The organism is Acrocarpospora macrocephala (genome assembly GCF_009687865.1).
Classification (GTDB): Bacteria; Actinomycetota; Actinomycetes; order Streptosporangiales; family Streptosporangiaceae; genus Acrocarpospora; species Acrocarpospora macrocephala.
In genome coordinates this window covers 1-26,006 of the sequence record NZ_BLAE01000109.1, presented here as the reverse complement: position 1 = coordinate 26,006, position 26,006 = coordinate 1, and the positions used below count along the sequence as shown (strand labels likewise).

The window sequence follows — 26,006 nt, the reverse complement described above, 5'->3', positions numbered from 1 at the left end:
GGCTCACCTCGATCCCGAACTTCTCGATCGCGGTGAGGCCGACCGAACCGGCGATCCGGTCCAGGTGCGGGGCGATCGCGTCCAGAGCCCGCCCGATCCGGTCGTCGTTGAGCAGGTCGGCCTCCACTCCGAGCGTTTCGGCCACCGCCCATTCCCGCGCCCATTCCCGCACGTGCACCAGCGGAGCCGGAGAGGTCAACCGGTTGGCCACCAGCGTCTCGATCACCTGTCCGTGGGTGAGTCCGGCCAGGTCACGCACCGGGCAGGCGGCATCGACCACATCACGGATCTTCAACCGGGAGCAGAAACCGGCCACCACCGGCAACGCCCCCAGCAGTTTCTCGACCGACGGGATACCGAACTGCGCGGGTTGTCTCACACGCCAGCAGGCTGCCGACTGCTGAGCCCACGACCAACCCGACACACCGAAGAATCCCAAAGATCCTCATGTGCGGAAAACGGGGCTAGACAACGTTCACGCATTCCCTGCGGCCCCGAGGCAAGCGGCCCCAGCCCCGCCCGCGGAGACATGGCTGCCCCCAGGCGCGGTTGCCACTGTTGCCGGATTTCAACTGGCAGGTGGATTGATCTATGTGGGTGCGGGGCTGCGCTCAGCGTCTGGTGCGATGGTCGAGCCCGCACTGATCGACCCTCGGCTGTCGGTCGACCACCACCGGCCGGACTGGAACGGGTCGAGTCTTGATTACTGGCCTTCCTATACGATGATCTCACCTCAAGCCAGGGCCGCCTATCTGACCTGGCTGGCGGACGGCCGACGAGTTCCCAATATTCCGATCGGCTACGTCTTCCTCTACTTCTACGGACTTGAACGTAGGGTCTTATACGACCTGAACATGGATCGTTCCAGAGCGATGCCCGAAATGCCGGTAATCCTGCACGAGGTACGGCGACTGCTGAACATCTACGGCAGGCATTCCTCATTTCGGCGCTACGCGGGACGATTCGAGGAAGTTCTTGAACTGGTCAACGGCGATGGGATCGCCATCGGCGACGCTCCGGCCCCCAGTCGTGACTATCCGCCATCGATGAGGCTGCGCATCGGACTGGGCGAATTCGCCACACGCGGAGAGCCGCTACCGGCATCGTGGGCCTTCAGCTGGATCTGCTCGCATCCGGAGTACTATCCGCGCACTCCGGCGACCCGATGCGCGGAGCAGTTCAAGGTGCTGTTCGAGCGGCGTTATGCCGACCGCCATGGACGCGGGTTGGTGCTGAGGCCCGGACAGAAGCGAATCGCTTTGGACTACCGTCCGGCCAGTGCCGGCTTTCGTGGCGTCGCCGAACTGACGCTCCCCAGTACGCCCGACGTCATCACCGCAGCTGGACCCACCCGCAAGTTGGCGGCCCTGGCAGATGAGTGCACCTCGGCTCTGGACCCCTACAGCCGCTTTATCGGCCGATATCCCGACGCGGAAACCGACATTCAAGCGCAGGCGTTGCTGCCATCGGAACTGATCGACCTCACCAAGGGGGAACCGGGTCGGGCTGTGGCATGGGCTCGGAACCGCTTGGGGACGGCTGACATGGCCGTCGCGCCGGCAGCCGAGTTCATGGCGTGGATCTCCGCGCAGGATGCCAAGCCGGGCAAGAGGGATGCCGTTTCACTTGCCCGGATATTGGACGCGGCCAGCATCGGCGTCGAACCGGACCCGCGTCTGGGCGGCCCCACACCATCGGCCGGCTCGGTGGTGCTGTTCGCCGCGCCGGGCGGCCCCACCGCGGCACCATCGGACGCCTACCAGGCCGCCACGCTGTTACTCCATCTCGCGGCGGCGGTAAGCGCCGCCGATTCCGACTTTTCCGCAGCCGAACAGCTCCACCTGAGCGAACATCTTGAGCGTGCCCTGCACCTGACCGTCGACGAGCGCCGTCGCCTGCATGCCCACCTCCGATGGTTACTGACGAACTCGGTGAAACTCACCGGCCTGACCAAGCGCATCGCGGTGCTCGACGAGACGCAGCGCGCCAATATCGGAGCATTCCTGGCCGGTGTCGCAACCGCCGACGGGGTCGTCTCAGTGAGCGAGATCAAGACTCTCACCAGGATCTACCGGTTACTGGAGCTCGACGACGCACCCATCCGCTCGTTGTCGCCCACCGCCACCCCACCGACACCACGTCCGGCGACAACGCCGATTACTGTTCGCCCGGCGGCACCCGAATCGGGCTTCGCGATCCCACCTCCGGCCCACGAGGCGGTGCCACCGGCGGTACATCTGAACCAAGCGGTCATCGCCGCGAAGCTCGCCGAGACCGCACAGGTCGGCGCCCTGCTGGGATCGATCTTCACTGACGAGGACGAGATCCCCCAGCCACCTCCGCCGCCTCCGGCCGCCGACCCGGTGGCCGGACTCGACGGACGGCACTCTGCCCTGGTGAGAGCGCTGAAGGGCATCACGCAACTATCGCGCGGCCAATTCGAAGATCTCGCGGCGCGCTGGAGCCTGCTGCCTGACGGAGCCCTGGATCGGGTCAACGAGGCGGCTTTTGACTACGCAGGCGAACCACTGCTTGAAGGAGACGACCCCGTTTGGGTCAACCGATCTCTGTTGGGAGAACTGCTGACGTGACCACACCAACCGTGATCCGCCCCCGCGAACGGGACGCGCTACTGCAGTCGTTGAGGGCTGGCGTGGTTCCCCGTACCGGCCAACGGCATGTCCAGGTCGGGCGGGCCGCCGAAGTCCAGGCGATGGTGAGCGACATCGACCGGATCGCGTCAGGCGGTTCGGCGGTGCGCCTGATCATTGGCGACTTCGGAGCGGGCAAAACCTTCTTCCTCTCGCTCGTACGGTCGATCGCGCTGGAGCGGAAACTGGTCACCGTCCACGCCGACCTCAATCCGGATCGTCGGCTGCACTCCAGCGGCGGCCAGGCCCGCAGCCTCTACGCCGAACTGATGCGCAATCTGGCTACCCGCGCCAAACCTGACGGCAGTGCCCTCACCAGCGTCATCGAGCGGTTCATCTCGACCGCCTTGGCCGAGGCGCAGCAGACGGGTGGCGATCCCGGGCAGGTCATCCGGATGCGCCTGGCACACCTGGCCGAGATGACCGGCGGCTACGACTTCGCTGAGGTCATCGGTGCCTACTGGCGTGGCCACGACTCCGGAGATGAGCAACTGAAGGCAGCGGCGGTCCGCTGGCTACGCGCCGAGTTCTCCACCAAGACGGAGGCACGGTCCGCGCTGGGCGTCCGGACCATCATCGACGACGCGTCATTCCACGATCACCTGAAGCTGATGAGCCTCTTCGTCAGGCTCGCCGGATATGACGGCCTGCTGGTGTGCCTGGACGAGATGGTCAACCTGTACAAGCTCGCCTCGACTCAAGCGCGCAATGCGAACTATGAGCAGATTCTGCGCATCCTCAACGACACGCTCCAGGGCACCGCCGCTCATCTGGGGTTCGTGTTCGGCGGCACGCCAGAGTTTCTCACCGATACGCGACGCGGCCTCTATAGTTACGCGGCTCTCCAATCCCGGCTCGCCGAGAACAGTTTCGCCACCGGCGGGCTGATCGACCACAGCGGTCCGACCTTGCGACTGGACCCCCTCACGCCGGAGGACCTGCACATCCTGCTGACCAAGCTGCGGCACATCCACGCGTACGGAGATCCGGTCAGATATGCCCTCAACGACGAAGGGCTCCTGGCGTTCATGCATCACTGTGCGGGACGCATTGGCGAGGCGTACTTCCGGACCCCCCGAACCACGATCAAGGCCTTCTGCGATCTGCTGGCGGTGCTGGAGCAGAACCCTGGCAGCGACTGGCGTGCGCTGCTGTCAATGGTCACCGTCGCGCCGGAGAGCAATCCGGATCTGGCACCGCTGGAGGAGGAGGGCCCGCCCTTTGACGCGAGGAGCGCGCGCGATGACGACCTCACCGCCTTCCGCCTCTGAGTCCTTCGAGCGCCTCCACCCGAAAGTCCAGCGCTGGATCTGGCAGCAAGGCTGGACCCAGCTGCGCTCGGCTCAGGAGGCCGCGATCGCGCCGGTACTCGCCGGTGACACCGACATTCTCATCGCCGCGGCCACCGCATCCGGCAAGACGGAGGCGGCTTTCCTGCCGATCTGCTCGGCGCTCGCCCGGGCGCCCGGCGAGCCGGGATTCACCGCCGTCTATGTCAGCCCGCTCAAAGCCCTCATTAATGATCAATATGGCAGGTTGGACGAACTCTGCGCCCACCTCGAGATCCCGGTGGCCCGTTGGCACGGCGATGTCGGCTCCCAGGTCAAGAGCGGACTCGTCAAAAATCCGCAGGGCATCCTTCTGATCACACCGGAGTCGTTGGAGGCGCTGTTCGTTCTGCGCGGCTGGAAAATGCCGAACCTCATGGCTTCGTTGCGGTACGTCGTCATAGACGAACTCCATTCGTTCCTGGGGACGGCCCGTGGTGCCCAGCTCCAGTCCCTCATGCACCGTCTTGACCTCGCCGTACGTCGCCGCGTGCCACGCATCGGCCTGTCGGCGACCCTTGGCGACATGAGTGCCGCAGCTGACTTTCTACGGCCCGGGAAGGGCTCCGGCGTCACCACAATCGTCTCCGGCTCAGACGGCCAGGAACTCCGGCTTCAGGTGCGGGGCTACATCGCCGCCGCGCCGACACTCAATCCCCGAGCCAGAGCCGCTCACGAACTCAACGAGGATGCCGTAAGCGTCGACGACTTCTCATCCGGTGACAACCTGGAGATCGCCGACCATCTGTTCGGAACGCTTCGCGGCACGCACAACCTGGTCTTCGCCAACTCCCGGACGGCGGTGGAAACCTACACCGACCTGCTCAGCCGACGCTGCGACGCCGCAGCGGTGCCGAACGAGTTCGTCCCCCACCACGGCAACCTGTCGAAGGACATCCGCGAGCACACCGAATCCCGCCTCAGGGACCGGACACAACCCGTCACGGCTATCTGCACTTCCACCCTCGAAATGGGCATCGACATCGGATCGGTGACCTCCGTCGCACAGCTTGGCACGCCTCCAGGAGTGGCCGCCCTGCGCCAGCGCCTTGGCCGGTCCGGCCGCCGCGGTGATCCCGCCACGCTGCGGCTGTACATCAGTGAAGCCAAGGTAGAACCCACCACTCACCCTGCCGACGAGTTACGCGCCCAGCTCGTCCAGGCGATAGCGACCATCGAGTTGCTGCTGCGGCGATGGTACGAACCACCTCAAGCGGAGACGCTGCACCTTTCCACTCTCATCCAGCAAATCCTCTCGCTCATCGCCCAGCATGGTGGTGTCACCCCGGCCGACGCGCACCGCACCCTGTGCGTCAAGGGACCTTTCGCCGCCGTCGACGCCGCGTTGTTCTCCGCCGTGTTGCGCGACCTGAGCGCGAGCACGCTCATCCGGCAGGAGAGCGACGGCCTGCTCCTCCACGGTGAGCTGGGCGAACGGGTGGTTAACCATTACAGCTTCTACGCGGCTTTCACGGCACCGACCGAGTACCGGATCGTCACCGGTGGGCGCACCCTTGGCAGCCTTCCCATGGAGCAGCTGTTGCCTCAGGGCAGCCTGCTGATCTTTGCAGGTCGCCGGTGGCGCGTCGTGGCAATCGACACGCAGGCGAAGGTCATCGAGGTCGCGAAGTCCTCCGGTGGCCATCCTCCCCGCTTCACCGGAACCGGCCCGGATATCCATGACCGGATTCGTACGGAGATGCGGCTTATCTACGAGTCATCGACTGTCCCGGCCTATCTCGACGTGACCGGGCAGCAGCTCTTGGACGAAGGACGACAGGCCTATCGGCGCCTGGGGCTCCGGTCGAACCCGTTCGTCGGCTTCGGCAACGACACGTTGCTGTTCCCCTTCCGCGGGGACACCATCATGACCACGCTCACCCTCGCCCTCCATGCCCGTGGATTCACCGTCACCAGGCAAGGTCTCGCGTTAGCGATGAGCGATATCACTCCGCTGGCCGCCGCTCGGTTGCTCGACGAGCTGACGGAGACTGGCCTACCGGACGCCATCGCGCTGGCCGGTCTGGTACCGGACAAGCGGATCGACAAGTACGACGACGTGTTGAGCGAGCCGCTGCTCGCCCGGTCCTACGCGGCCCGCAAGATCGACCTTGCTCAGACGCGTGAGGCTATCCAGGCGCTCGCCGCGTATGGGCGAAATGCCCCCGCGACCGACATCGATCCCGCTCCGCTCAAGCCAGCGCCCCTGAAACGGCACCTCCTGTGCTCACTCCCCATGGCTGTCGTCGACGTCGAGACGACCTCCGTCGATCCAAGTAAGGCCCGTATCGTTGAGATCGCAATCGTGCGTCTCAACGCCGATGGCAGCCCAGATCGTACGTACTGCAGTCTGGTAAACGCCGGGGACCGCCCCGGCCCCACACATATCCACGGACTGACCCAGGCCGATCTGGCGGGAGCTCCGCGATTCGCCGAGATAGCCGGAGATGTGGCGAATCTGCTGGAAGGGGCAGTGATCGTCGCGCACAACGCCGCCTACGACACGGCAGTGCTCAGCGCTGAATTCGCTCGTATAGGGTGCGCGCCGGACGACCTGCTCACGCTCTGCACCCTGGAACTTTCCCGGCGATTCGGCCGAGCCACGACATCCCACCGGCTGGGCGACTGCGCGGAAGCCGAGGGGCTTGCTCTTCATCGGTGGCACAGTGCCGAGCACGACGCCCAGATCTGTGCGCGCCTGCTCAGGATCTACCTCGCCCGCGCGGAAGCACAAGGCGCGCAGTGGCTGGACGAGATAGGCGCCGTTGGAAATCTGCCGACCGCCGCCTGGGTGCCCGCCCCACCCACCGGCCATTCTCACCAACGGCGATAAGTCTCCAAACGACCGAAGCCATCTCCACGTTCTACCGGGGGCGACGTGGGCAGGACCTTGCCCTACGGCTAGTTTCCTGCCCACGTCGTTCCGCCGGAACTTCTACAGCTTCAGGTCGAGCCAGACGAGGCGGTGGTCGGAGCTGGGGAAGGGGAAGACGCCGGAGAGCCGCGACAGCGGGTCGCTTGAGAGCGGCCAGAAGACGCCTCCGCCCGTAGTCTTCAGCCACTTGGCGGGCAGGACGTAGTCGGCGCGGAGGTTGCCTGGGGCCGTGTCCGCGAAGTCTGCCGTGTCGTACTTCGGGTCGCCGGTGTGGGTCGTGTTCGCTCCGCCCTGCAGGGCCGAGGCCTCCGCGGCGCCGTCGCTGGAGGGCGTGAAGCGGCTATTGATCTTCGGGTGGTCGAGCAGCTGCTGGATCGCCTGGCCGTAGCTGTCGCCGTCGTTGGGGTCGGCGTTCTCGTCGCCCGCGATCACGAAGGGCTCGCCGGGCTTGAGCCCGCCGCGCCGGCCGCGGTCGTCATAGATGTAACCGGCGGAACGCACGTAGTCGGCCCAGAACCGGATCTCGTCGTGGTTACGCCGGCCGTTGCGGTCCTCCGGCCCGTCGAAGGTGGGCGGCGTCGGGTGGCTGACCAGGAAGTGCACCGACTCCTTGCCGATCCGGATGGGCAGATCCCAGTGGGTCTTGGAGGACAGGCGGAACACCGCGAGCTCCTCCGCCGAGTACCAGTCGGCGGGTGCGGCGGTCGCGGCGTCGTCGGGCAGGAGGGCGCCGGGCATGTCCTTCCAGAGGAACTTCTGGAAGGTCCGAGCGTTCCGGAGGTCGATCGGGTACTTCGAGTAGACCACCAGGCCGTACTGGCCGGGGAAGTTGCCGAAGCCGAGGGCGTCGTCGCCGTAGCCGGGGGCGCCGGGCGTGGTGACGGTCGCGCCGTTGTTGTTGAGGTCGAAGCCGGAGGCGATGCCGGTGTTGCTCGGCGCGGTGAAGCGGTACCGGTACGAGATCGGTTTCGCGCCGCCCTGGCCGACCGACAGGTAGTTCTGCTCGAAGAGCCGCGCGGCCGTGCCGTTCTCGTCGTAGTCGAACTCGTTGATGAGGACCACGTCGGGCCGCGCGCGCCGGATGATCTCGGCGATCACCTTCGCCTGGGTGTTCGCCGGCGTGGACAGGTCGCGGACCAGGTCGCCTTCCGCGTTCCGGTTGAGAGATGCGTTGAAGGTGGCGAAGCGTACCTTCTCCGAACCTTTGGTGCGGTCGTCCGCGGTAGCCGTACCTGCCCATAGGGGGGCGAGGGCCACTGCCGCGGCGACGGCCAGGACGCGCCGGAAGATCATGATTACTCCTACGATTGGATTTAGGCGGATCATGGCATTTATGGCCATAGGCACCTATGGTCCGAATCCTCAACAACCCCCATGACGGATTGGCAACTGTCAGCCTGCGAGCTCCTTGCCGGTCGATCACAATTGACCTCGCAGCCATGACTACAGCGAGCGATCAGAGAACCACAGGGACAGATTTTTGTGGCGCTGGACGAAGGATTTCATCTTGCCGAAACCTAAGGTGGGATCGTTCTGGGTAGAGTCCCCGCATCCTCGAAAACGTTGATCCATTCATCGGCATCGCGGCCACTGACTTGCCTGAGGCGCGCGGTCTGGCCGCTACTTGGTGGTGGCCGAAGCCTCAGGTAGGCAACACCCACCCGGGTGCCACCTCGCCCCTGGGCATGGTTTCGGCCTGCGCCTATTCGGGTGCGTACCCAACCGGATATGGGCGATACACGAAGAACACCGAGGGCGTGCCCGAGGAGATGTTCGAGAAGCTGCAGGCGTCCGGGTTCACCCACTTCCAGCAGTCCGGCACCGGCGCGATCCGCAAGTACTACAACTACGTCCGGGTCACCCCGATGGTGCAGCCGCTGGACGTGCTGGGCGAGGCCTGGCCGTTGCGCGACGAGGTGGCGGAGGCGGGCTACTACGCGGCCACCCTGGACACCGGGGTTCGCTGCGAGCTCACCGTGGGCCCCAAGGTCGCCGTGCATCGGTACACGTTTCCGGAGCACAGGAGCGCTCGGGTCGTGATCGACCTGTCCTGCGGTGGCCTGGCCATCGACCTCGGCCGTACGGTGCCGTTGCGGGCGCAGGTGGAGAACATGGGCCACGGCCGGGCCCAGGGCACGGTGGTGATGGAGGGCGTCCCGCTCTCGGTGTACGTGGACGTCGACAGCCCGGGCTGGCGGCAGATGCTCTGGTACGACCGGCGGCTCATCGACGGCGGCACCCGCCTGGACTTCGACAGCATCCGGCACACCACGCTGCGACCTTTCGGCATGCTCTTCATGGGCCCGACCGTGGCGGGGCAGACCATCGAGGTGCGGCTCGGGTTCTCGCTGCGCGGCTGCGACCAGGCGCGGCAGAACCTGGAACGCGAGTGCGGGCACGCGCGCCCGGCGTTCAATACGGTGCGGTCCCAGACCCAGGTCCGCTGGGGCGAGCACCTCGACCGGGTCCGGGTCGAGGGTGGCACGCCGGCTCGCCGCACCGTGTTCGCGACGTCGCTCTACCATGCGCTGATCAAGCCGTGCTTCGGCGACGACGAGAGCCCGTTCTGGCCGACCCCTGGACCGTACGCGTTCGACGTGTGCACCATGTGGGACATCTACAAGACACAGCTGCCGCTCCTCGCGGCCATCGTCCCGGACCGGGCCGCGGACCTGCTGGAGTCGCTGATCCGGGTCTGCGAGGAGGAGGGCAACTTCCCCATCGGGTACCGGATGGCTCGCGGCGCCGACCGATTCTTCCGCCAAGGCAGCGCGCTCGCGCACACCGCGCTGGCGGACGCCCACGCGCTCGGCCTGCCGGGCCTGGACTGGAACTGGGCGCTCGTGCACATGGCCGATGACCTGCGCCGCATGTACGGCGAGGACTTCTTCGAGCACGGCGTGGTGCACCCGATCACCCACACCCTCGACCTCGCCTACGGCCACCACTGCACCGCCCAGGTCGCCCGGGCGCTGAACGACCGGCGCCTGGCCAACGACCTGGAGGATCGCAGCCGCCAGTGGACCAACGCCTTCGACCCGAGCACGGGACTGCTGCGCGACTCGGAGTTCTACGAGGGCGGCAAGTGGAACTACTCGTTCCGGTTGCTGCACGACATGGCCGCGAGGATCGCCCTGGCCGGCGGCGACAAGGGCTTCATCGACAAGCTGGACCGGTTCTTCGGCTTCGGCGCCGCCCCGGTGAAGCAGCCCGGCCAGCGCCCGAGCGCGGCGGAGATGGCGGCCGGATACGCCCTGAACCGGTTCGAGGGGTTGAACAACGAGCCCGACATGGAGGCGCCGTGGGCGTACCACTACGCGGGCCGGCCCGACCGCACGGCCGAGATAGTACAGTCGGCATTGACCTGGCAATTCGGCACGGGACCTGGCGGGCTCCCCGGCAACGACGACTCAGGCGGCCTGAGCTCGTGGTATGTCTGGGCGTCGCTGGGGCTGTTCCCGATCGCCGGGCAGAACCTGTTCCTGATCAACGCGCCCGCGTTCGACCGGGCCGTGCTCCGGGCCGGTGGCAACGAGTTCGTCATCGAGACCAGCGGTCACCGCGAAACACCGATCGGTGTCGACGGCATCGATCGTGACCCACCCGTCCAGTACGTCCAGTCGGCGACCCTCAACGGCAAACCCCTGCACGCCACGCACCTGAGCGCCACCACCGTGCACCGTGGCGGCCGGTTGCACCTGCGCCTAGGCCCCGAGCCCTCGGCGTGGGGGCGGCGGGTCCGCCCCCCGTCCCTTTCCGATCCGCCCGCGACATCGGAGGAAGCACGATGACAACCCCCCGTCGCCGTCTCGTCATCGTGGTCAGAGCTGACCCGGTCATCTGCGGCCACTCCGGCGAAGCCCGTAACCTCGCCGAGGTGGCGCTGACCCGTGGGTTCGATGACGTACGGCTGCTGACTTGGCCGATTTCGACGTTGCAGGCGGCCGGGTTGCCGCTCAAGCCGCTGGATCGGCTGCTGCCGTACAGTCCTGGGATCACCGTGGAGCGGCCGGAAGCGGTCGGGGACTACCGGGTGCCGGACGGCCGCCACCAGGCGGGCCTCACCGGCCGCCTCGTCGAGCTGCTCGCCGAGCCGGTGCCCACGACCTGCCTGTCCATGTATCTCATGCCGCACGCCGCGGTGGTCATGGACGCGGTCACGTCCGCGCGGGCGGCCGGGTTCGCGCCCAACGTCCACACCATCGTGAAAGCGGTCGGCTCCGACGTGACCAACGTGATCCGGTCGTGCCTGCGGGACGGCCGGTTCGGCGCGGCGACCGTGCTGTTCACCACGTTCCTGGCCAACGACGAGGTCGTGGCGGTCTCCGAGTACACCCGCGAGGAGATCGTGGCCTCGGCCGAGCAGGTGGACGCGCGCTGCGGCACCACGTTCGCCGAGCAGTGCCGGCGCCGCGTGACGGTCAGCTACCCGCCGATCGACTCCGCCGCCTTCCTCGACCTGGATCCGGCGCACGTGGACGCCGCGCTCGCGAAACGCGGTCTGGAGCGGGACGGGTACATCCTGTTCCTGTCCCGGGTGACCCCGGCCAAGGGGATCTACGACCTGCTGACCGCCTTCGGCCGGATGCGCTGCCGGTCCCGCGTGAAGCTGGTCGTCGCCGGCACCGGGCCGTCGCTGGAGCAGGTCCAGGCGCTGGCCAACCAGGACGACCGGGTGGTCGTCCTCACCGATGTCGACGACCACGAGAAGCCAATGCTCATGCGCGGCTGCGCGGCCTACGCCCTGCCGACCAAGCCCGAGCCCGACTTCGTCGAGACCTTCGGCATCGCCCTGGCCGAGAAGATGCTGGCCGGCGGCGGACCGATCATCACCACCACGACGGGTGGAACCCTCGAGGCGGTCGGCGACACCGCCATCATCGTCGAGCCCGGCGACATCGGCGCGCTGGCCGCGACCGTGGACCGGGTGGTCCTGGACATGTCCGCCGCCGAACGGCAGGAGCTGGAACTACGCGCGCGCACCCGCGCGATGGCATTCGACCGGGCCGCGGTATTCGACGACCTGTTCCCCCAGGAGGCACTCGCCGCCGGGGTTCGCTAACGAGCCCTCGACGCCTAGCATGGGCGGGATGGACGGGCTGTTCGAACGCGGACGAGAGCTCGACGAGCTCGACGTCCACTTCGCCCGGGCCACCGCCGGAGATGGGCGTCTGGTGGTGGTCGAGGGACCCGCCGGGATCGGCAAGAGCCGGCTGCTCACCGAGATCCGGCGCCGCGCGGAGGGGTCCATGCGCGTGCTCTCGGCCCGTGGCAGCGGGCTCGAAGGGGAGTTCGCGTTCGGTGTGGTCCGGCAGTTGCTCGAGGCGCAGCTGACGAAGCCGGAGCGCAGGGAGGCGTTGCTGGCCGGTGCGGCGGCATCGGCGGCGGCGGTATTCGGCGAGCCGGACTCCGGCGCGGATGGTGGGGGCGCTACCTTCGCCTCCCTGCACGGGCTGTACTGGCTTGTTCTCAACCTGGCGGAGGATGCTCCGCTGCTGCTGGCCGTCGATGACCTGCACTGGTGCGACCGGCCGTCGCTGCTGTTCCTCGCGTACCTGGCCCGGCGACTGGAAAGCCAGCCCATCCTGCTGCTCATGGGCCTGCGAGACGCCGAGCCCGGCACCGACCCCGCGTTACTCGGGGAGATCACGCATGACCCGGCCGCGATCAGCGTCCGGCCCAGGCCGCTGAGCGGGGCGGGCGTGGCGGAGTTCATCGAAGAGCGCCTGGGAATGGCGCCGGACGGGGAGTTCCTGGCCGCCTGCCACGAGTCCACGGGGGGCAATCCGCTCCTGCTCAGCCAGCTTGTCACGGCGCTGCGCAGCGAGGGCGTGCGCCCGGATGCCGGGCACGTCGGGCGCGTCAAGGCCATCGGCCCCCAGGCGGTGTCGCGTACGGTCCTGCTGCGGCTCGCCCGCCTGCCGGCCGAGGCCCGGGCGGTCGCCCAGGCGGTCGCGGTGCTGGGCGACGGGGCCGGAATCCCCACGGTGGCCAAGCTGGCCGGCGTCGCGGAAGGGCGCCTGGCCGCGGCGACGCGCGGCCTCGCCCATGCCGACATCCTGCGCCCGGAGCTGCCGCTCTCCTTCGTTCACCCGCTGGTGCGCGACGCGATCTACCATGAGCTGTCCCCCGGGGAGCGCGAGCTGCAGCACGCGCGGGCGGCGGCGCTCCTTCGGGACAGCGGTGCACCCGCCGAGCAGGTGGCTGCGCAGCTGCTGCACACCTCACCGCGCGGTGAGCGCTGGGCCGCCGAGTTGCTGCGGGAGGCGGGGCGCGACGCGATGCACGCCGGAGCGGTGGACAGCGCCGTCGCCTACCTGCGGCGTGCGCTGGATGACACCCCTGCGGACACCGACCGAGGGCGGCTGTTGCTGGAACTGGGCGCGGCGGAGGTGTTCACGAGCGGCCGGGCCGCGGCGAAGCATCTGGCCCTCGCCTACGAGGAGTTGGCCGAACCCGCCTCCCGCGCCGCGGCGGCCGGGCTGCTGGGCAGGGCGCTGCTGTTCCTGGGATCAGGGGAGGAGGCCGCGTCGATCGCGCGGCGGGCGGCGGCGGAACTCCCGGACGAGTCGGACGACCTTCGCATGGGACTCGAGGCGTTCGAGTTCATGACCATCAACTTCAGGGCGGGCGACCCGCGACACCTGTCTCGTCTCCGCGAGTACCGCCACCTCCCCGGCGGAGGCCCCGGTTCGCGAATGCTCGCCGCCATGGCCGCGTGGGAGGCGGTCTGCACCGATGGCAACGCCGCGGAGTGCGCCGCGCTGGCCCTCGCGGCGCTCGCGGGCGACCACCTCAGGGCGGCCGATCCCGCCCTGATCGTGTTCGCGGCAATCGTCACCCTCGTTGTCACCGACCGTCCCGAGGTGGTCGAGGTCTGGCAGCCGGTCATCGCGGACACGCACCGGCGCGGGTCGCTGTTATCGGCGGCATCGATTCACATCTGGCACGGCTTCAGCAACCTGCGGCGCGGTGACCTGGCCGCGGCCGAGGAGTCACTCCGGACCGCCGAGAGCGAGTTCGGACTCTGGGGTCACGCCGACTCCTCCGTCGCCATCTGCCGCACCTTCCTGGCCGAGACCCTGCATGAGCGTGGCCGCTCCGATGTGTCCGGCCTGCTGGTACGCCTTGGAACGATCGATCCCGGCGAGAACACGACGGGCTGGTGGCTGGGGACGCGGGTGGTGCTGCTCACCGCCGCCGGCCGTGCCGGGGAGGCGGTGGCCACGGCCGACGAACTGGCGGCGCACTGCGCGGCCATTCCCGATCCCGCGAGGCTCTGGTGGCGGTCGCTGAAGGCCGAGGCGCTCGACCGGCTGGACCGCCGCGCGGAGGCGATCGAGCTGACCCGGCAGGAGCTTGAGGTCACGCGGGAGTTCGGCGCGCCCTGGTCGCTCGGGCGGACCTTACGGGTGCTTGGCACGTTGGAGCGCGACGAAGACAGGCTGCGGGAGGCGGTGTCCGTACTCGAAGGGTCCACCGCTCGCCTGGAGTACGCGAAGGCGCTGGCCGCGCTCGGCGCCACGCTCAGGCGGGCCAGGAAGCCGACCGAGGCGCGGGAGCCGCTGCGGCGCGCCCTGGAGGTGGCCAGTGCCTGCGGCGCGGAACGCCTCGCCGAGCACGTCCGCTCGGAGCTGCACGCCTGCGGCGCCCGCCCGCGGCGCGACGCGCTCAGCGGCGTCCAGTCGCTCACCCCCGGAGAGCGCCGTGTCGTGGACCTCGCGGCGGCCGGGCGCACCAATCGCGACATCGCCCAGGAGCTGTACGTGACCCCCGGGACGGTGGAGGTCCATCTCTCCAACGCGTACCGCAAACTCGGGATCCGCTCGCGTTCCGAACTCGAGCGCGTGCTCGCCGCGATCCCTTAGGGACTCCTAGGGGTTCCCACTCGAAATCCTTGGGGCGGTTGTACGGGATCCGCCTCGATGCCCGCCGGGCCGCCATCGCCGGATGCTGGCTGGGACATCGAGTGAAGGGATCTTCAGATGACAATCGTCGATATCGCGAGCGGCCTCGGCCGCATGGTCCACCCCGGCTACCCCGAATGGGACGCCGCGCGCGGGACCTTCAACCTGCTGATCGACCAGCGGCCCGAGGCGATCGCCTTCCCCGCCGACGATCGCGAGGTCGCCGCCGCGATCGCCTACGCGCGCCGGCGCGGCCTTCGCGTCGCCGCCCAGGCCACGGGACACAACCCCGCCCCGCTCGGCTCGCTGGCGGGCACGCTGATCCTGAACACGTCGGCGCTGACCGGAGTCTCGATCGACGCCGACGCCCGCCGGGTCCGCGTCGGCGCGGCGACCAAATGGGAGAAGGTGACACCGCGTCTCTCCGAGCTCGGGCTCGCGGGTCTGCACGGCTCCTCACCGGACGTGGGGATCGTCGGCTACGCGCTCGGCGGCGGGATCGGCTGGCTCGCCCGCAAGTACGGCATGCAGGGGAACGCGGTGACCGCGATCGAGCTCGTCACGGCCGAGGGTCACCTCATCCGCACCGACCCGGCACACGAGCCCGATCTGTTCTGGGCACTGCGCGGCGGCGGGGGCAACTTCGGCATCGTCACCGCGATCGAGTTCGCCGTTCACCCCGTATGCGAGCTCTATGCCGGCGCGATGTTCTTCCCGGTCGAGCGGACTTCCGAGATCCTCCACGCCTGGACCGAGCTGCTGCCGGCCCTCCCCGAGGAGATCACCTCCTGGGCCACCGTCCTGCACTTCCCGCCGCTGCCGTCCGTCCCCGAGATGGTTCGTGGACGCTCCTTCATCATCGTCATGGCGGCGTTCCTGGGCACCGAGGCCGACGGGCGCGAGCTGCTGCGACCGTTACGCCGGCTCGGCCCGGAGATGGACACGTTCGCGATCCAGCCGCCGGTCGGCCTCAGCGAGCTCGCGATGGATCCGCCCGACCCGCTGCCCTACCGGACCACGACCGCTCTGATCGACGAGATGCCGTCCGCCGTGATCGAGAACGTGGCGCGGATCGCCGGCCCTGGGTCGCACCTCACGATGGTGCAGTTCCGCCACATGGGCGGCGCGCTGGCCCGCCACGAGCCGGGCGCGGGAGCCCGCGCGACGCTCCCCGGCCACATTGCGATGTTCGGCCTCGGAGTCGTTCCCGAAGCGGCCGCAGAGCCAGCGGTCCTGGCGGAGCTCGACGTCTTGTCCGCCGCCTTCGCGCCCCACCGCGTCGGCGACTACCCGAACTTCGTCGAGGAACCGGCAGACGCGAGCGCCTTCTTCGACACCGACACCTGGAATCGGCTTCGCCGCGTCAAGGCCCTGTACGACCCGGACGACTTGTTCCGCGGCAGCCACCACATACCACCAGGCGCTTGATCGTCAGCTCTTGCCGTGCGGGTCAGATGCGTTGAGCGTCTCGACGACCTGGTCGTAGTCGCCGCGCATCTCGCCGTAGCGCAGGAACTTCACGCGCTCGACCTGGATCTCCTTCGCATCGGGCCGCTCCTGGAGCAGCGCGACGACCTCCGCGACGAACTCGTCGAGCGGCATCGCGAACTCGCTGTCCTCCTGGCCGGGAAGCAGCGAGGTGCGGACCGCTGGCGGCTCAAGCTCCACGATCTGCACGCTCGTGTCCGCGAGCTGCAGCCGGATCGACTCGCTGAGCATGTGGATCGCGGCCTTAGACGCGTTGTAGCTCGGTGTGATCTTGAGCGGCGCGAACGCCAGGCCCGACGAGACGGTGACGATGGTGGCGTCCGGCTGCGCCCGCAGGTGCCGGATGAACGCGGCGATGAGGCGGATCGGGCCGAGCACGTTGGTGGTGATGACCGACTCGGCCGAGGCGAGGAATGACTCGGGCTCGCGCCAGTCCTCGATGCGCATGATGCCGGCCATGGTGACAAGGACGTTGAGGTCCGGGTGTCTGGCCAGCACTTCCTTCGCGGCAGCGTCGATGCTCGCGGCATCGGCAGTGTCAATCCGTACAGTGTCGATGCCGGGGTGCTCCGCAGCGATCTGCTCGAGCAACTCGGCGCGCCGACCTCCGATGATGACGGTGTTGCCCTCGGCCCGCAGGGCGAGCGCGAGGGCCAGGCCGATGCCACTTGTGGAGCCCGGGATGAAGATCGTGTTCCCTGAGATTTTCATGCTTGCAGTCTGCGCGGCGGGCCGCCGCCGGTGCAGAGAGCGCTTATCGGGGGATCGGCGGTCCCTGGCTCGCGGTCGTGCGCCTTCGGGCGCGGGGCGGATACTGAACGCATGGACCGCAGAGCACTCGCCGACTTCCTGCGCCGCCGCCGTGAGGCGCTGCGGCCGGAGGATGTCGGGCTCGCCGTGGGCGCGCGCCGCCGTACCCCGGGACTGCGGCGCGAGGAGGTGGCGGCCCTCGCCGCGATGTCAGCCGACTACTACACGCGGCTTGAGCAGCAGCGCAGTCCGCAGCCCAGCGAGCAGATGCTCGCCTCGCTCGCCCGCGCGCTACGGCTGACGGGCGACGAGCGCGACTACCTGTTCCAGATAGCCGGGCACAACGCCCCCACGTCAGTGACGACCGCGACACACGTCGCCCCCGCGCTGCTTCGGGTCCTTGACCGCCTTCACGACACCCCGGCGCTCATCCTGTCCAACCTGGGCGAAACTCTGGTGCAGAACCGGATGGCCGACGCGCTGTTCGGCGACAAGTCCCACCACACGGGCCTCGCCAGTAGCGAGATCTACCGGTGGTTCACCGATCCCTCCGAGCGGCTGCGCTACCCCGAGAACGACCGCGACAGGCAAAGCCGCGCCCAGGTCGCGAACCTGCGCGCCGCCTACGGATCCATGGGCCCCCAGTCCCGGGCCGGCGAACTCGTACGGGCGCTGCAGAAGGCGAGCACGGAGTTCGCCGAGCTATGGGACCGGCACGAGGTCGCGAAACGCTTCGAGGACCACAAGACGCTCATCCATCCGGAAATCGGCCCGATCGAGCTTGACTGCCAGGCACTGTTCACCGAGGACCAGTCGCAGGCCCTGCTCGTCCTCACCGCTCCCCCACGCACCGAGGGCTACGAGAAGCTGCAGCTACTCGCCGTACTTGGCCAAGAACACTTCGTCAAGAGCAGCTAGTCAGCCGTTCGGCCGAGGCGACCGAGAGAGAAATGGACGCACGGCCGATCTCCCGTACCCGTCCCCGGCGCGAGGCTGGCCGGCATGAATGACGTGCTTGTCGGACGGGCCCTGGTGAAGAGGTTCGGGCAGACGGTCGCCCTCGGCGGCGTGGACATCGCGGTGCGGGGTGGCGAAGCCGTGGCGATCATGGGCCCGAGCGGGTCCGAGGCGGTACGGCGGGCCCGTGAGTGGTTCGCGCCGCTCCGCCTCGGACGCCGTGGCGATCGAAGCGTCGCACCAGGACGTCGTCCGCGACCAGGCGATCACCGTCGTCGGCCTGGCCGCGCTCGGCGAGGCGCCCGATCCGCCGCCCGGCCTGCCCCGCTTCCCCCACCCCGGCGAGGTGTGGCTCTCGCCCGCCCTGGCCGAGCTGGCCCGGCAGCTTCCCGATGACGAACTCGCCGCGCGGTTCCCCCGCCAGGTGGGTGTGCTCGGCGACGAGGCGCTCGTGTATCCGGGCGAGCTGGTCGCGGTCGTCGGCCACCAGCCGGACGCCCCGGAACTGACCGCGCCCCGCGGCGGCGACTCGATCGTCGCCACGGCGCCGGTCAAGGTCGCCACCCTCGACGGGCAGGCGAGCCAGGACGCCAAGCACTACCAGATGCTCGCGGTCATCGCCAGCGTGCTCATGGTCGTGCCGCTGCTTGTCTTCGGGGGCGCGGCGGCCCGGCTCACGGTGGCCAGGCGCGATCAGCGGCTGGCCGCGCTCCGCCTGGTCGGGGCGACGCCCGGTCAGGTGGTGGGGATGACCGTGGCCGAGGCGGTGATCGTGGCGCTGGCCGGCGCGCTGGCCGGGACCGTCGTCTTCGTCCTGGCCGTGCCGCTGCTGGCCGGGATCCCGATGCAGGGCGGCCCCTGGTTCGTGGCCGACGTGTTCCCGAACCCGCTGGTCATGGCGGCGGTGCTGGTCGCCGTACCGCTGCTCGTGAAACCCGCGCAGAACGTCGTGGTCGCGGCCCTCGACGGCGCCGTCGGCACGGCCACGGTGGACCGGGCCCGCACCGCGCTGGCCGGGCTCGTCCCCGGGCGCACGCCCGCGACGCGGGCCGACGACGATCAGACGGCCAGGCAGTTCCTCGCCGACATCCGGGTGGGCACGAACGTCGTGCTGGCGGTGTCGTTCCTGGTGGCCATCGCCAGCTCGGGCATCACCGCCATGTCGTCGGTGCTGGACCGGCGGCAGACGTACGGGCTGCTGCGCCTGGCCGGCACGCCGCTGGAGGTGCTCGACCGGGCTCGCAGGGCCGAGACGCTGATCCCGCTGACGGTGATGGGCGGCGGGTCGATCCTCGTGGGTGTGCTCTGCGCGCTGCCGTTCATGTCCGGCGTCACGTCCGGCGGCGCCGGCACGGTGGGCGCGGCCACCCTGGGCGGATGCGTGGTCGCAGGGTTCGCGGGCGTGATCGGGGCGGGCGCGCTCAGCCGCCCGCTCCTGCGAGCGGTCACCGCCGACACGGCTCCCCGCCCGGACTGACCCCGCCGGGATCAGCTCCGGCTCCGCAGGTGCCGGGGGCCTCCCCTCCCGGTCGCCACGCCACGGAAACCACGAAGCGTGACCATAGGAGCACAGAATGATAATTCTGTGTGTATTCCGTGAACAAGGCTCCTCTGAAGGACGGCATAGAGATCATGATGAAAGCAATGATCATTGCGGCCGCGGCCGTGGCGCCCGTGCTCGCGCTTACCGGCACCGCCCTCGCTGACCCCGTCGCCCCATACACCCAGGCGGCGGCCCTGGTCACCAAGGCCGGCACAGTCGTGAGCTCCAAAGGCGTGATCAAGGTCACCAGGGCCAGCGTCGGCAAGTACTGCATCTACCTGGACCGGCGCATCTCCGCCTCCCGGTCGATTCCGACCGCCACCCTGCAAGCAGGCGCGGACCGGGGCAGCGAGATCTACGCCAGCATCGACAGCGCCTATTGCGGCGTCGGCTCGAACACGATCCTGGTTTACACCGGCAATAAGGGCGTGGCCTCTAATCAGCCCTTCTTCGTCCAGGTCCCCTAAGCCGGCAAGGCACGGACGCCCGCCCCGCGATCTCGGGGGGCGGGCGTCTTTTGGGTTACAGCTAGCGAACAGCTCGGCAGATGATGCCGTCGGAGGGCCCGCGGAGGGCAGCCATGATGACGTCGGCGGTGAGGTGCTTGCAGGCCAGATAGGGATCTCCGGCGCCCCGGAAGATTAGACCGGAGGAGCCCGACGGGGTGTAGCACTTGAGGCCGGAGGCCTCGTAGAAGCCGATCCAGGCGTCGGGGTGGATCTTGGCGGCGCAGTACTCGCCGATCGACAGGGGCCCGAACGGGATGTCGACGATGGCGGCCTGGGCCGGGGTGGCGGCGGAGAGGAAGCCGGCCGAGGCGAGGGCGGCGGTGGCGATGAAACTGAACACACGGCGGAGCATGGGAACCTCCCGGGTTCTACGTCGTCACCCGAGAGTATTTATTAGGAAACTTTCCTATGCAAGAGTCGCCTGTAGTGCGGAAACACCTATCGATTCGACCGCTCCGACCAGAACGGGTCCCGGCCGATGAAGCCCAGCAGTTTGGTCTGGGTATCCGCGCCGTCGGGTACTTCGACTCGGGCGCCGTACTGGCCGGAAGAGCGGATAACCTGCTCCATCTGCTCCATCTCGCTGAGGAGTTGAGCGCAGAGGTCGGAGTCCAGCCGGTCGTCCTGGCCGGTGGCCCGGGAAAGGTCCCAGGTGTGCATGAAAACGTCGGCGGTGTAGAACCGGTCGATCGCGGTCGCCAGCGGCAGGCGGCCGATGTGGGGGTTGGTGAGCTCCCGGTGCGCCGTCTCCGGATCGTCCAGCACCGTCTGCACACCGTCGCAGTGAATCTGCCACGCCAAGACCGGGTTCTCGTCCACTGACGGTCCGTGGGGCAGTTCGATGCCGGCGCCGGAGGCGAGGAAGCCGGGGAACCATTCGGTCAGGTGCCGGACGACGTCGCGGGCGGCCCAGTCGGCGACCGGGGACGGCACGTCCCAGGATCGGGTACCGCGGACCCGGTCCGTGAACAGCCCGGCGACCTGGCGGTGCCGCTCGGCTGGGCGGTCAGACAGCGCCATCGATGATCATCCTTTCCAGCTTCGCGTAACCCTCGTTGACGCCGACTTCCATACCGCTGCGCAGCCACGCGTCGCGGCCTTCGAAGCTGTCGACCAGCGACTGGGTCCGCAGCCGGGTACGGCCGTCGCCCAGGTCCTCAATCCACAACGTCTCCAGCGCGACTCCGTCGGGATCGCCTTCGAATGTGAAGGTCTGCACGATACGGTCCTGCCGTACCTCGTGGAAGCAGCCGCGGAACGCGTACTCCGTGCCGTCGTGCACCGAGACGTACCGCCAGCTGCCGCCGGTAGACGCGTCCCAGTGCTCGATCCGGGTGGCCGTGGCGTCGGGACCCACCCACCGGGCGAACAACGCGGGCTCGGTGTGGGCGCGGAAGAGTTGCTCGGGCGTTGCCACGAAGTCACGAGTCATCCGGATGACCGGCACCCTCGGGTCGGCTTCGATGGCCGTCTCTGTGATCTTGTTCATGCTCGTCTCCCTTCATCGCCGCCAGAACAGCGTCAAGGCGGCGGTAGCGCAGCTCGGCGCGGGCCCGGTAGCGCTCGATCCAGGTGTCCATCAGGTCGAAGGCCTGGACCTCCAGATGCACTGACCGGGGCTGCGGCCCTCGGGGTCGGCTGACGAGCCCGGCGTCCTCGAGCACCCGCAAGTGCTTGTAGACCGCCTGCAGCGTCATCCGGTACGGCTCGGCCAGCTGGCTCACGGTCGCGTCGCCCTCCGAGAGCCGGGCCACCATGTCGCGCCGGGTTGGATCCGCGAGGGCGGCGAAGACTCGGGACAGCGTGTCCGTGGTCATCCGTCCCCCAGTTTCAACTCAATGGTTGAAAGGACCGTAGGCCGTCGGTCACCCATCCGTCAACCCAGTGGTTGAAAGTGCTGCTTCGCGCTGTGCGGTGGCAACGCTAGCCCGACAGCTCTGCCGGGTCATCGGCGGAGGGCGGAGACCAGCACCGCCGATCAGTTTGCTCCTCCTATGACCGTCCGGAACGCCCATGAACCCGGAAGATCGGGGGACCGCGCCGAACGCTGGCGGTGGTCGGGGCGCCTGCGCTGAGCGGCGATTGTTCAGCCAATGAGTATCGATTGTTCAGCATTGGGCGCTATAACATCCGAGCCCGTGACGCGTCAGTCTTTATCCGAAAGTTCCGACAGGCGGGTCAGCGACCCGGCACCGGAGACAGCGATTTCAGCAGTGCCGAATAAGTCAGACCCGACGAGCCTGGACCACCTTCGACTTTCGGATCGTTCGATTGCCGCGCTGCTGGCTCTGGTATCGCTGGTGGTCTACACGCTCGCCGCCCGACTTCGGCTGGTGAACGGCATCCCGCAGGGCGATGAACCCCATTATCTCATCTCTACTATCGCCCTTGCGCAGTATCATACTTTCGATATCAGCGTGGTCTACGACAACCGCGACTACGTGTCTTTCTTTCCGATGGACATCGACAGGCACCTCTCCCCGGACGAGAACGGCCAGATGCTGCCCTGGCATAACTTCGGAGCGCCGCTGCTCTGGGTGCCGTTCTTCTTGCTGTGGGGGCGAGCCGGTGCCACCGGATTCATGGTGGTAGTCGCGGTGTTGACGGTTCTCAATGTGTTCTGGTTCCTCAGGGAGCTGGGCATCGTCCGCCCGTACGCCACGCTCACCGCCGGGTTGTTCGCCTTCGGCACGACGATCTACGTCTACTCCAATTCGCTGTTCACCGAATCATTGGGCGCTCTGCTCCTGCTCTATGCGATGCGCGTGATATGCCGACGGGTAAATTCATCGGCGAGCCTCTGCCTGGCATCGCTCTCGTTGGGTTACCTGCCCTGGGTAAACGGCCGCTTTCTCGCACTGTCGCTTCCCGCCGCCTTGCTCCTGCTATTACGAGTCCGCCGTTCGGACAACAGAAACTGGGCCTACCTGTGGGCGTTCGGACCGATGTTGCTGCTGCTCGGTGCGCTCGAGGCAGTCAATTACTTCGTTTTCGACACCCTTCACCCGTCGCCAGGAAACGGCGTGAAAGGTGTCGGCCCACTGGAGATATCGGCGATCCGCGGACTCGCAGGATTATGGTTCGACCGCGAGTTCGGCCTGTTCCCCAATTTTCCGATATTGATCTTCGCCGTGATCGGTATCGGGCTGGGGATCCCCTGGGTCCGCTGGCAGCTCGATGTCGCGCTGGGCTTCGTCGTCATACCGTACGTGCTGGCGACCGCGACATACTCGGAGTGGTGGGCCGGCTACTCCCCGCCCGGCCGGTACCTCGCGGTCGTGGTGCCGCTGCTGGCGTTCTACGTCGCAGTGACGCTGCAACGAATCCACCATTGGCTGGCAGTCCTCCTCGCGGTGCTCACCGGACTCATCGGCTTCGCCTTCGCCTTCTCCACCGACATATTCCCCGGAGACCGCTTTCACAGCTCGCCTTCACCACCGAGCCAGGCGATGTCGAACCTGGGCCGACTACTCGACATTCCGATAGCGGAGTACCTACCGGGCCTGAGCCTGGCCAAAGACAATCCGATCCCTACGAACGAGGCAATGCTCACCGTCGGGTGGGGACTGGCCATCGCCCTGATCGCCGCGACGGTCTGGGTCTTCGAAAAGGCCCCGGCGGTGCGCGTACCGCCTCTCGACCTTCGGCTTTTCCCGACCCTGGCACGCCGCCGTCGGACTCCCCCGGCGTCTCAGGCCGACTCCGAGCCTGCTACGCAGCCGAGATGATTAGTACGTCCCCTTTCACTCCGGCTCGTTTCCCGCCCGTCCCGCCGAACGGCCGATCAGCCCGTGGAGCACTCCATGAAGAACGGCCGGGCCCAGAGGTCCCACCCGCAATCGGTGACTGGCATCCGGATCCAACAGCCGTAGCCATGACCCGGGAGCACCGTGCTCCCTGGCCCAGCCCTCAGTCTGATCCTCGGTCCGCAGCGTCGCGAGCATGCCGACCCGCCCGCGCAGCCACCTGACAGCGAACTGGATCGCCCCGGCACTGGAGCTGTCCACCCACTGCAGGTCATCGATCGCCAGCAGCACCGGACCCTTGTCCGCCAGCCGCTCGATGACGGAGAGCAAGCCAGCGCCAGTCGCGCGCCGGTCTGTGAGCACATCGTCGGCACCGTCCCTCAGCAGGAGGATGTCGATCGCCCGGCGCCGCGGCTCGGGCAGCGTCGCGAACACCGAACTCTCCACGTGCGTGAGCAAGTCGGCCAGCGACGCGTACGACAACTGCGCCTCGGCCGTGCCAGGAGCGGTCGTCAGGACGCAAAAGCCCCGCCGACGTGCCTCCTCCCCAGCCGCCAGCCACAGCGTCGTCTTGCCGATGCCGGCTTCGCCTTCCAAGACCAGAGCCGCCGACCGTACGGCAATTGAATCAAGGAAACCCGCGACCGCCTGAAGCTCCGCCTGGAGGCCGACGATGTCCGCACACATGCCGAGATGGTCATCAAAGCTCCGGACAAACAGATAGCTCCCGAGGGAAGCCCGTCCCGATGCACGGACAGGATCCCACTCGTCCAGTAGCCATCCCAGTTCTGCGCCTGCGATCAGAGGATCAGCTATCGAGGGTCGCCGTCCGGATAATACGAACGCAAAAATCATCGATCCGCTCGGCCAGCGCCGCATCCGAGCGCTGGTCAGCCGGGAGACAGCGCGCATTCGCTCCGCACTGAGCGCCTGCGGTCGGATGACATCCATACGACAATGCCGAACCGGCTCAGTCGGAACCTGGGCCCGGCTGAGGACGTTGCCGTATCTCGCTGGTCGACGACGGAGAGTCAAGCCGAGCCTCGCGTGGACCTGCTCCCGGTGACCTTCCTCGCGCGCTGGTTGCCCTACCTGCACGTATGGGCTTGATCTGAAGCAGCCAGCATCCTCTCAATCCACCGTCGGAAAACCGGGGGAAGACCAACCGTTCCAGAAACGGGGAGAAGACCAAGGTGTCCGTCAAACCGGATCAAGCCCACGGGCCTCGGCGGTATGGTCCCGCCATGACTCTCGTCCACTGGCGCGCCAGTCCCGACCTCCTTGCGGGCATCCTGCGCCAACACGGGCAAGCACACGACGCCATAACGGACACCATGGCCGCCTGGGCCGCATTCGCAGAGTTCGCTCAGACGAACATCGCCGGAATCGATACCCGACCGGATTCCGACTCAGACGGGTTCATCCTGCAATGGGGGCGCTGGTCTTGGAATGATCATCGTCCGAGCATGAGCTTCACCCGGCAAGTGGCTGTGCCCTGTGAGAACGATCAGTTCGAGGGACTCGTCGAACTTTGGCAGATCGAGCTAGTTCTCTTTTATGAGGACTCGGTGGCGCTCAGCTCTTATTCAGACCAGGACACAGGCTTCTATTTCCCCAACGGTGATGAGGAGTGGCAGGTGGCCCTGATGGAGGGACAGGACTTTCCGCCGTTGCAAGCCGTCGCCAAAACCGCCCCAGTGAGCAGCTCCTTGACATTGGAGCATGCCGACTAGTACGGCAGCCGCCAATCGCTAGCTGACCAGGGCATAGTCGCGCTTCAACCGTGCACGTTGATGGAACCAGCCGGATCGTGCCTGGTGGCGGCGTCGCCAGTAAAGCCATCGCGCGGTGTGCCCGGGCGGTTTGGGATGATGAAGTGCTTCGGCGAGCAGACTCTTGATCGCGGGAACGGTGAGCGGGATGAGCCCGGGATCGGCGGGCGGGGCCTGGCAGGGGGACACCGGGGCGCAGGCCCGGCCGTCCGTGCGATCCCGCAGTTTGGCGGCGGCGACCGCGCAGACGGCCAGGGCCGCCATCACCAAGACCAGATGCCGCAGGATCGCGGTGTACAGGCGCGCCTGGCACTGATCCAGGCCGAAGCAGTCTTTGGCCAGCTCGAAGCACTCCTCTACCGGCCATCTCAGCCCGGCGGCACGGATCAGCCGGGTCCGGGCCGGCGGGCGTCCCTCGGGCACGTAGCACCAGTGGAAGGCCAGTTCCCCGCTCTTCAGATGGCGGCGGATCAGCAGGTG

General features: G+C 67.8%; 20 protein-coding genes and 1 pseudogene. 12 read left to right on the top strand and 9 right to left on the bottom strand.

Annotation, left to right across the window (positions count from 1 at the left end; translation table 11 throughout):
• Positions 1 to 379: DUF4277 domain-containing protein (locus tag Amac_RS51045; protein ID WP_170323069.1), on the bottom strand; the 379-nt coding region annotated here is incomplete at its 3' end.
• A gap of 70 nt (positions 380 to 449) precedes the next feature.
• On the opposite strand from Amac_RS51045, the gene Amac_RS51040 reads away from it, so the two are divergent.
• The 3 genes from Amac_RS51040 to Amac_RS51030 are packed head-to-tail and all read left to right on the top strand — an operon-like array spanning position 450 to position 6,812.
• Positions 450 to 2,591 carry a tellurite resistance TerB family protein gene (locus Amac_RS51040; protein ID WP_155361664.1) on the top strand — a complete coding sequence of 714 codons (2,142 nt, stop codon included), beginning with the start codon at positions 450 to 452 and terminating at the stop codon, positions 2,589 to 2,591.
• Positions 2,588 to 3,922, top strand: coding sequence for an ATP-binding protein (locus Amac_RS51035; protein ID WP_155361663.1), 1,335 nt, complete (start codon positions 2,588 to 2,590; stop codon positions 3,920 to 3,922). Before Amac_RS51040 ends, Amac_RS51035 begins: the two co-directional genes overlap by 4 nt.
• On the top strand, positions 3,894 to 6,812 hold the full coding sequence (locus tag Amac_RS51030; RefSeq protein WP_155361662.1) for a DEAD/DEAH box helicase: 2,919 nt from the start codon (positions 3,894 to 3,896) through the stop codon (positions 6,810 to 6,812). Before Amac_RS51035 ends, Amac_RS51030 begins: the two co-directional genes overlap by 29 nt.
• A 102-nt stretch (positions 6,813 to 6,914) precedes the next feature.
• Here the strand turns inward: Amac_RS51030 and Amac_RS51025 are convergent, their stop codons facing one another.
• The gene (locus Amac_RS51025; protein ID WP_155361661.1) at positions 6,915 to 8,147 is read right to left on the bottom strand and encodes an endonuclease/exonuclease/phosphatase family protein; all 1,233 of its coding nucleotides are present in this window, start codon (positions 8,145 to 8,147) and stop codon (positions 6,915 to 6,917) included.
• A gap of 257 nt (positions 8,148 to 8,404) precedes the next feature.
• On the opposite strand from Amac_RS51025, the gene Amac_RS51020 reads away from it, so the two are divergent.
• From Amac_RS51020 to Amac_RS51005, 4 genes are all read left to right on the top strand, one after another.
• The gene (locus Amac_RS51020) at positions 8,405 to 10,645 is read left to right on the top strand and encodes a glycoside hydrolase domain-containing protein (protein WP_170323070.1); all 2,241 of its coding nucleotides are present in this window, start codon (positions 8,405 to 8,407) and stop codon (positions 10,643 to 10,645) included.
• Entirely contained in the window at positions 10,642 to 11,916 is a 1,275-nt protein-coding gene (locus Amac_RS51015) for a glycosyltransferase (RefSeq protein WP_155361659.1), read from the top strand. The genes Amac_RS51020 and Amac_RS51015 overlap by 4 nt, the downstream gene beginning before the upstream one ends.
• A gap of 28 nt (positions 11,917 to 11,944) precedes the next feature.
• Positions 11,945 to 14,722 carry a helix-turn-helix transcriptional regulator gene (locus Amac_RS51010; RefSeq protein ID WP_170323068.1) on the top strand — a complete coding sequence of 926 codons (2,778 nt, stop codon included), beginning with the start codon at positions 11,945 to 11,947 and terminating at the stop codon, positions 14,720 to 14,722.
• Positions 14,723 to 14,839: 117 nt separating this feature from the next.
• Positions 14,840 to 16,189, top strand: a complete 1,350-nt coding sequence (locus tag Amac_RS51005; protein ID WP_155361665.1) for an FAD-binding oxidoreductase — start codon at positions 14,840 to 14,842, stop codon at positions 16,187 to 16,189.
• Positions 16,190 to 16,192: 3 nt separating this feature from the next.
• On the opposite strand, the gene Amac_RS51000 is transcribed toward Amac_RS51005, so the two are convergent.
• On the bottom strand, positions 16,193 to 16,960 hold the full coding sequence (locus tag Amac_RS51000; protein ID WP_155361657.1) for an SDR family oxidoreductase: 768 nt from the start codon (positions 16,958 to 16,960) through the stop codon (positions 16,193 to 16,195).
• 111 nt (positions 16,961 to 17,071) lie between these two features.
• Here Amac_RS51000 and Amac_RS50995 point away from each other — a divergent pair, with 111 nt between their 5' ends.
• The 3 genes from Amac_RS50995 (at position 17,072) to Amac_RS50985 (ending at position 19,966) form a co-directional block, all read left to right on the top strand.
• A complete protein-coding gene (locus Amac_RS50995; RefSeq protein ID WP_155361656.1) occupies positions 17,072 to 17,917 on the top strand; it encodes a helix-turn-helix transcriptional regulator in 846 nt (281 codons plus the stop codon).
• A gap of 226 nt (positions 17,918 to 18,143) precedes the next feature.
• A complete protein-coding gene (locus tag Amac_RS50990; protein WP_174900327.1) occupies positions 18,144 to 19,433 on the top strand; it encodes an FtsX-like permease family protein in 1,290 nt (429 codons plus the stop codon).
• A 167-nt stretch (positions 19,434 to 19,600) separates the two neighbouring features.
• Positions 19,601 to 19,966 (top strand): hypothetical protein, encoded by a 366-nt coding sequence (locus Amac_RS50985; protein WP_155361654.1) that lies wholly within the window; start codon positions 19,601 to 19,603, stop codon positions 19,964 to 19,966.
• A gap of 61 nt (positions 19,967 to 20,027) precedes the next feature.
• On the opposite strand, the gene Amac_RS50980 is transcribed toward Amac_RS50985, so the two are convergent.
• The 4 genes from Amac_RS50980 to Amac_RS50965 all read right to left on the bottom strand — a co-directional run bounded on the left by Amac_RS50980 (position 20,028) and on the right by Amac_RS50965 (position 21,825).
• The gene (locus Amac_RS50980; protein WP_155361653.1) at positions 20,028 to 20,348 is read right to left on the bottom strand and encodes a hypothetical protein; all 321 of its coding nucleotides are present in this window, start codon (positions 20,346 to 20,348) and stop codon (positions 20,028 to 20,030) included.
• A 98-nt stretch (positions 20,349 to 20,446) separates the two neighbouring features.
• Complete coding sequence (locus Amac_RS50975) at positions 20,447 to 21,028, bottom strand: TIGR03086 family metal-binding protein (protein ID WP_155361652.1); 582 nt, start codon at positions 21,026 to 21,028, stop codon at positions 20,447 to 20,449.
• Positions 21,015 to 21,497, bottom strand: a complete 483-nt coding sequence (locus Amac_RS50970) for an SRPBCC family protein (protein ID WP_155361651.1) — start codon at positions 21,495 to 21,497, stop codon at positions 21,015 to 21,017. Before Amac_RS50970 ends, Amac_RS50975 begins: the two co-directional genes overlap by 14 nt.
• Entirely contained in the window at positions 21,430 to 21,825 is a 396-nt protein-coding gene (locus Amac_RS50965) for an ArsR/SmtB family transcription factor (protein WP_155361650.1), read from the bottom strand. Before Amac_RS50965 ends, Amac_RS50970 begins: the two co-directional genes overlap by 68 nt.
• A 321-nt stretch (positions 21,826 to 22,146) precedes the next feature.
• Here Amac_RS50965 and Amac_RS50960 point away from each other — a divergent pair, with 321 nt between their 5' ends.
• A complete protein-coding gene (locus Amac_RS50960) occupies positions 22,147 to 23,736 on the top strand; it encodes a hypothetical protein (protein WP_155361649.1) in 1,590 nt (529 codons plus the stop codon).
• A 15-nt stretch (positions 23,737 to 23,751) separates the two neighbouring features.
• Here Amac_RS50960 and Amac_RS50955 read toward each other — a convergent pair whose 3' ends face one another.
• Entirely contained in the window at positions 23,752 to 24,441 is a 690-nt protein-coding gene (locus Amac_RS50955) for an ATP-binding protein (protein ID WP_170323067.1), read from the bottom strand.
• A gap of 557 nt (positions 24,442 to 24,998) precedes the next feature.
• Between Amac_RS50955 and Amac_RS50950 the strand changes: the two genes are divergently transcribed.
• The gene (locus Amac_RS50950; RefSeq protein ID WP_155361647.1) at positions 24,999 to 25,487 is read left to right on the top strand and encodes a hypothetical protein; all 489 of its coding nucleotides are present in this window, start codon (positions 24,999 to 25,001) and stop codon (positions 25,485 to 25,487) included.
• A gap of 18 nt (positions 25,488 to 25,505) precedes the next feature.
• Here the strand turns inward: Amac_RS50950 and Amac_RS54290 are convergent.
• Positions 25,506 to 26,006: pseudogene (locus Amac_RS54290) on the bottom strand (IS701 family transposase); the annotation flags it as partial.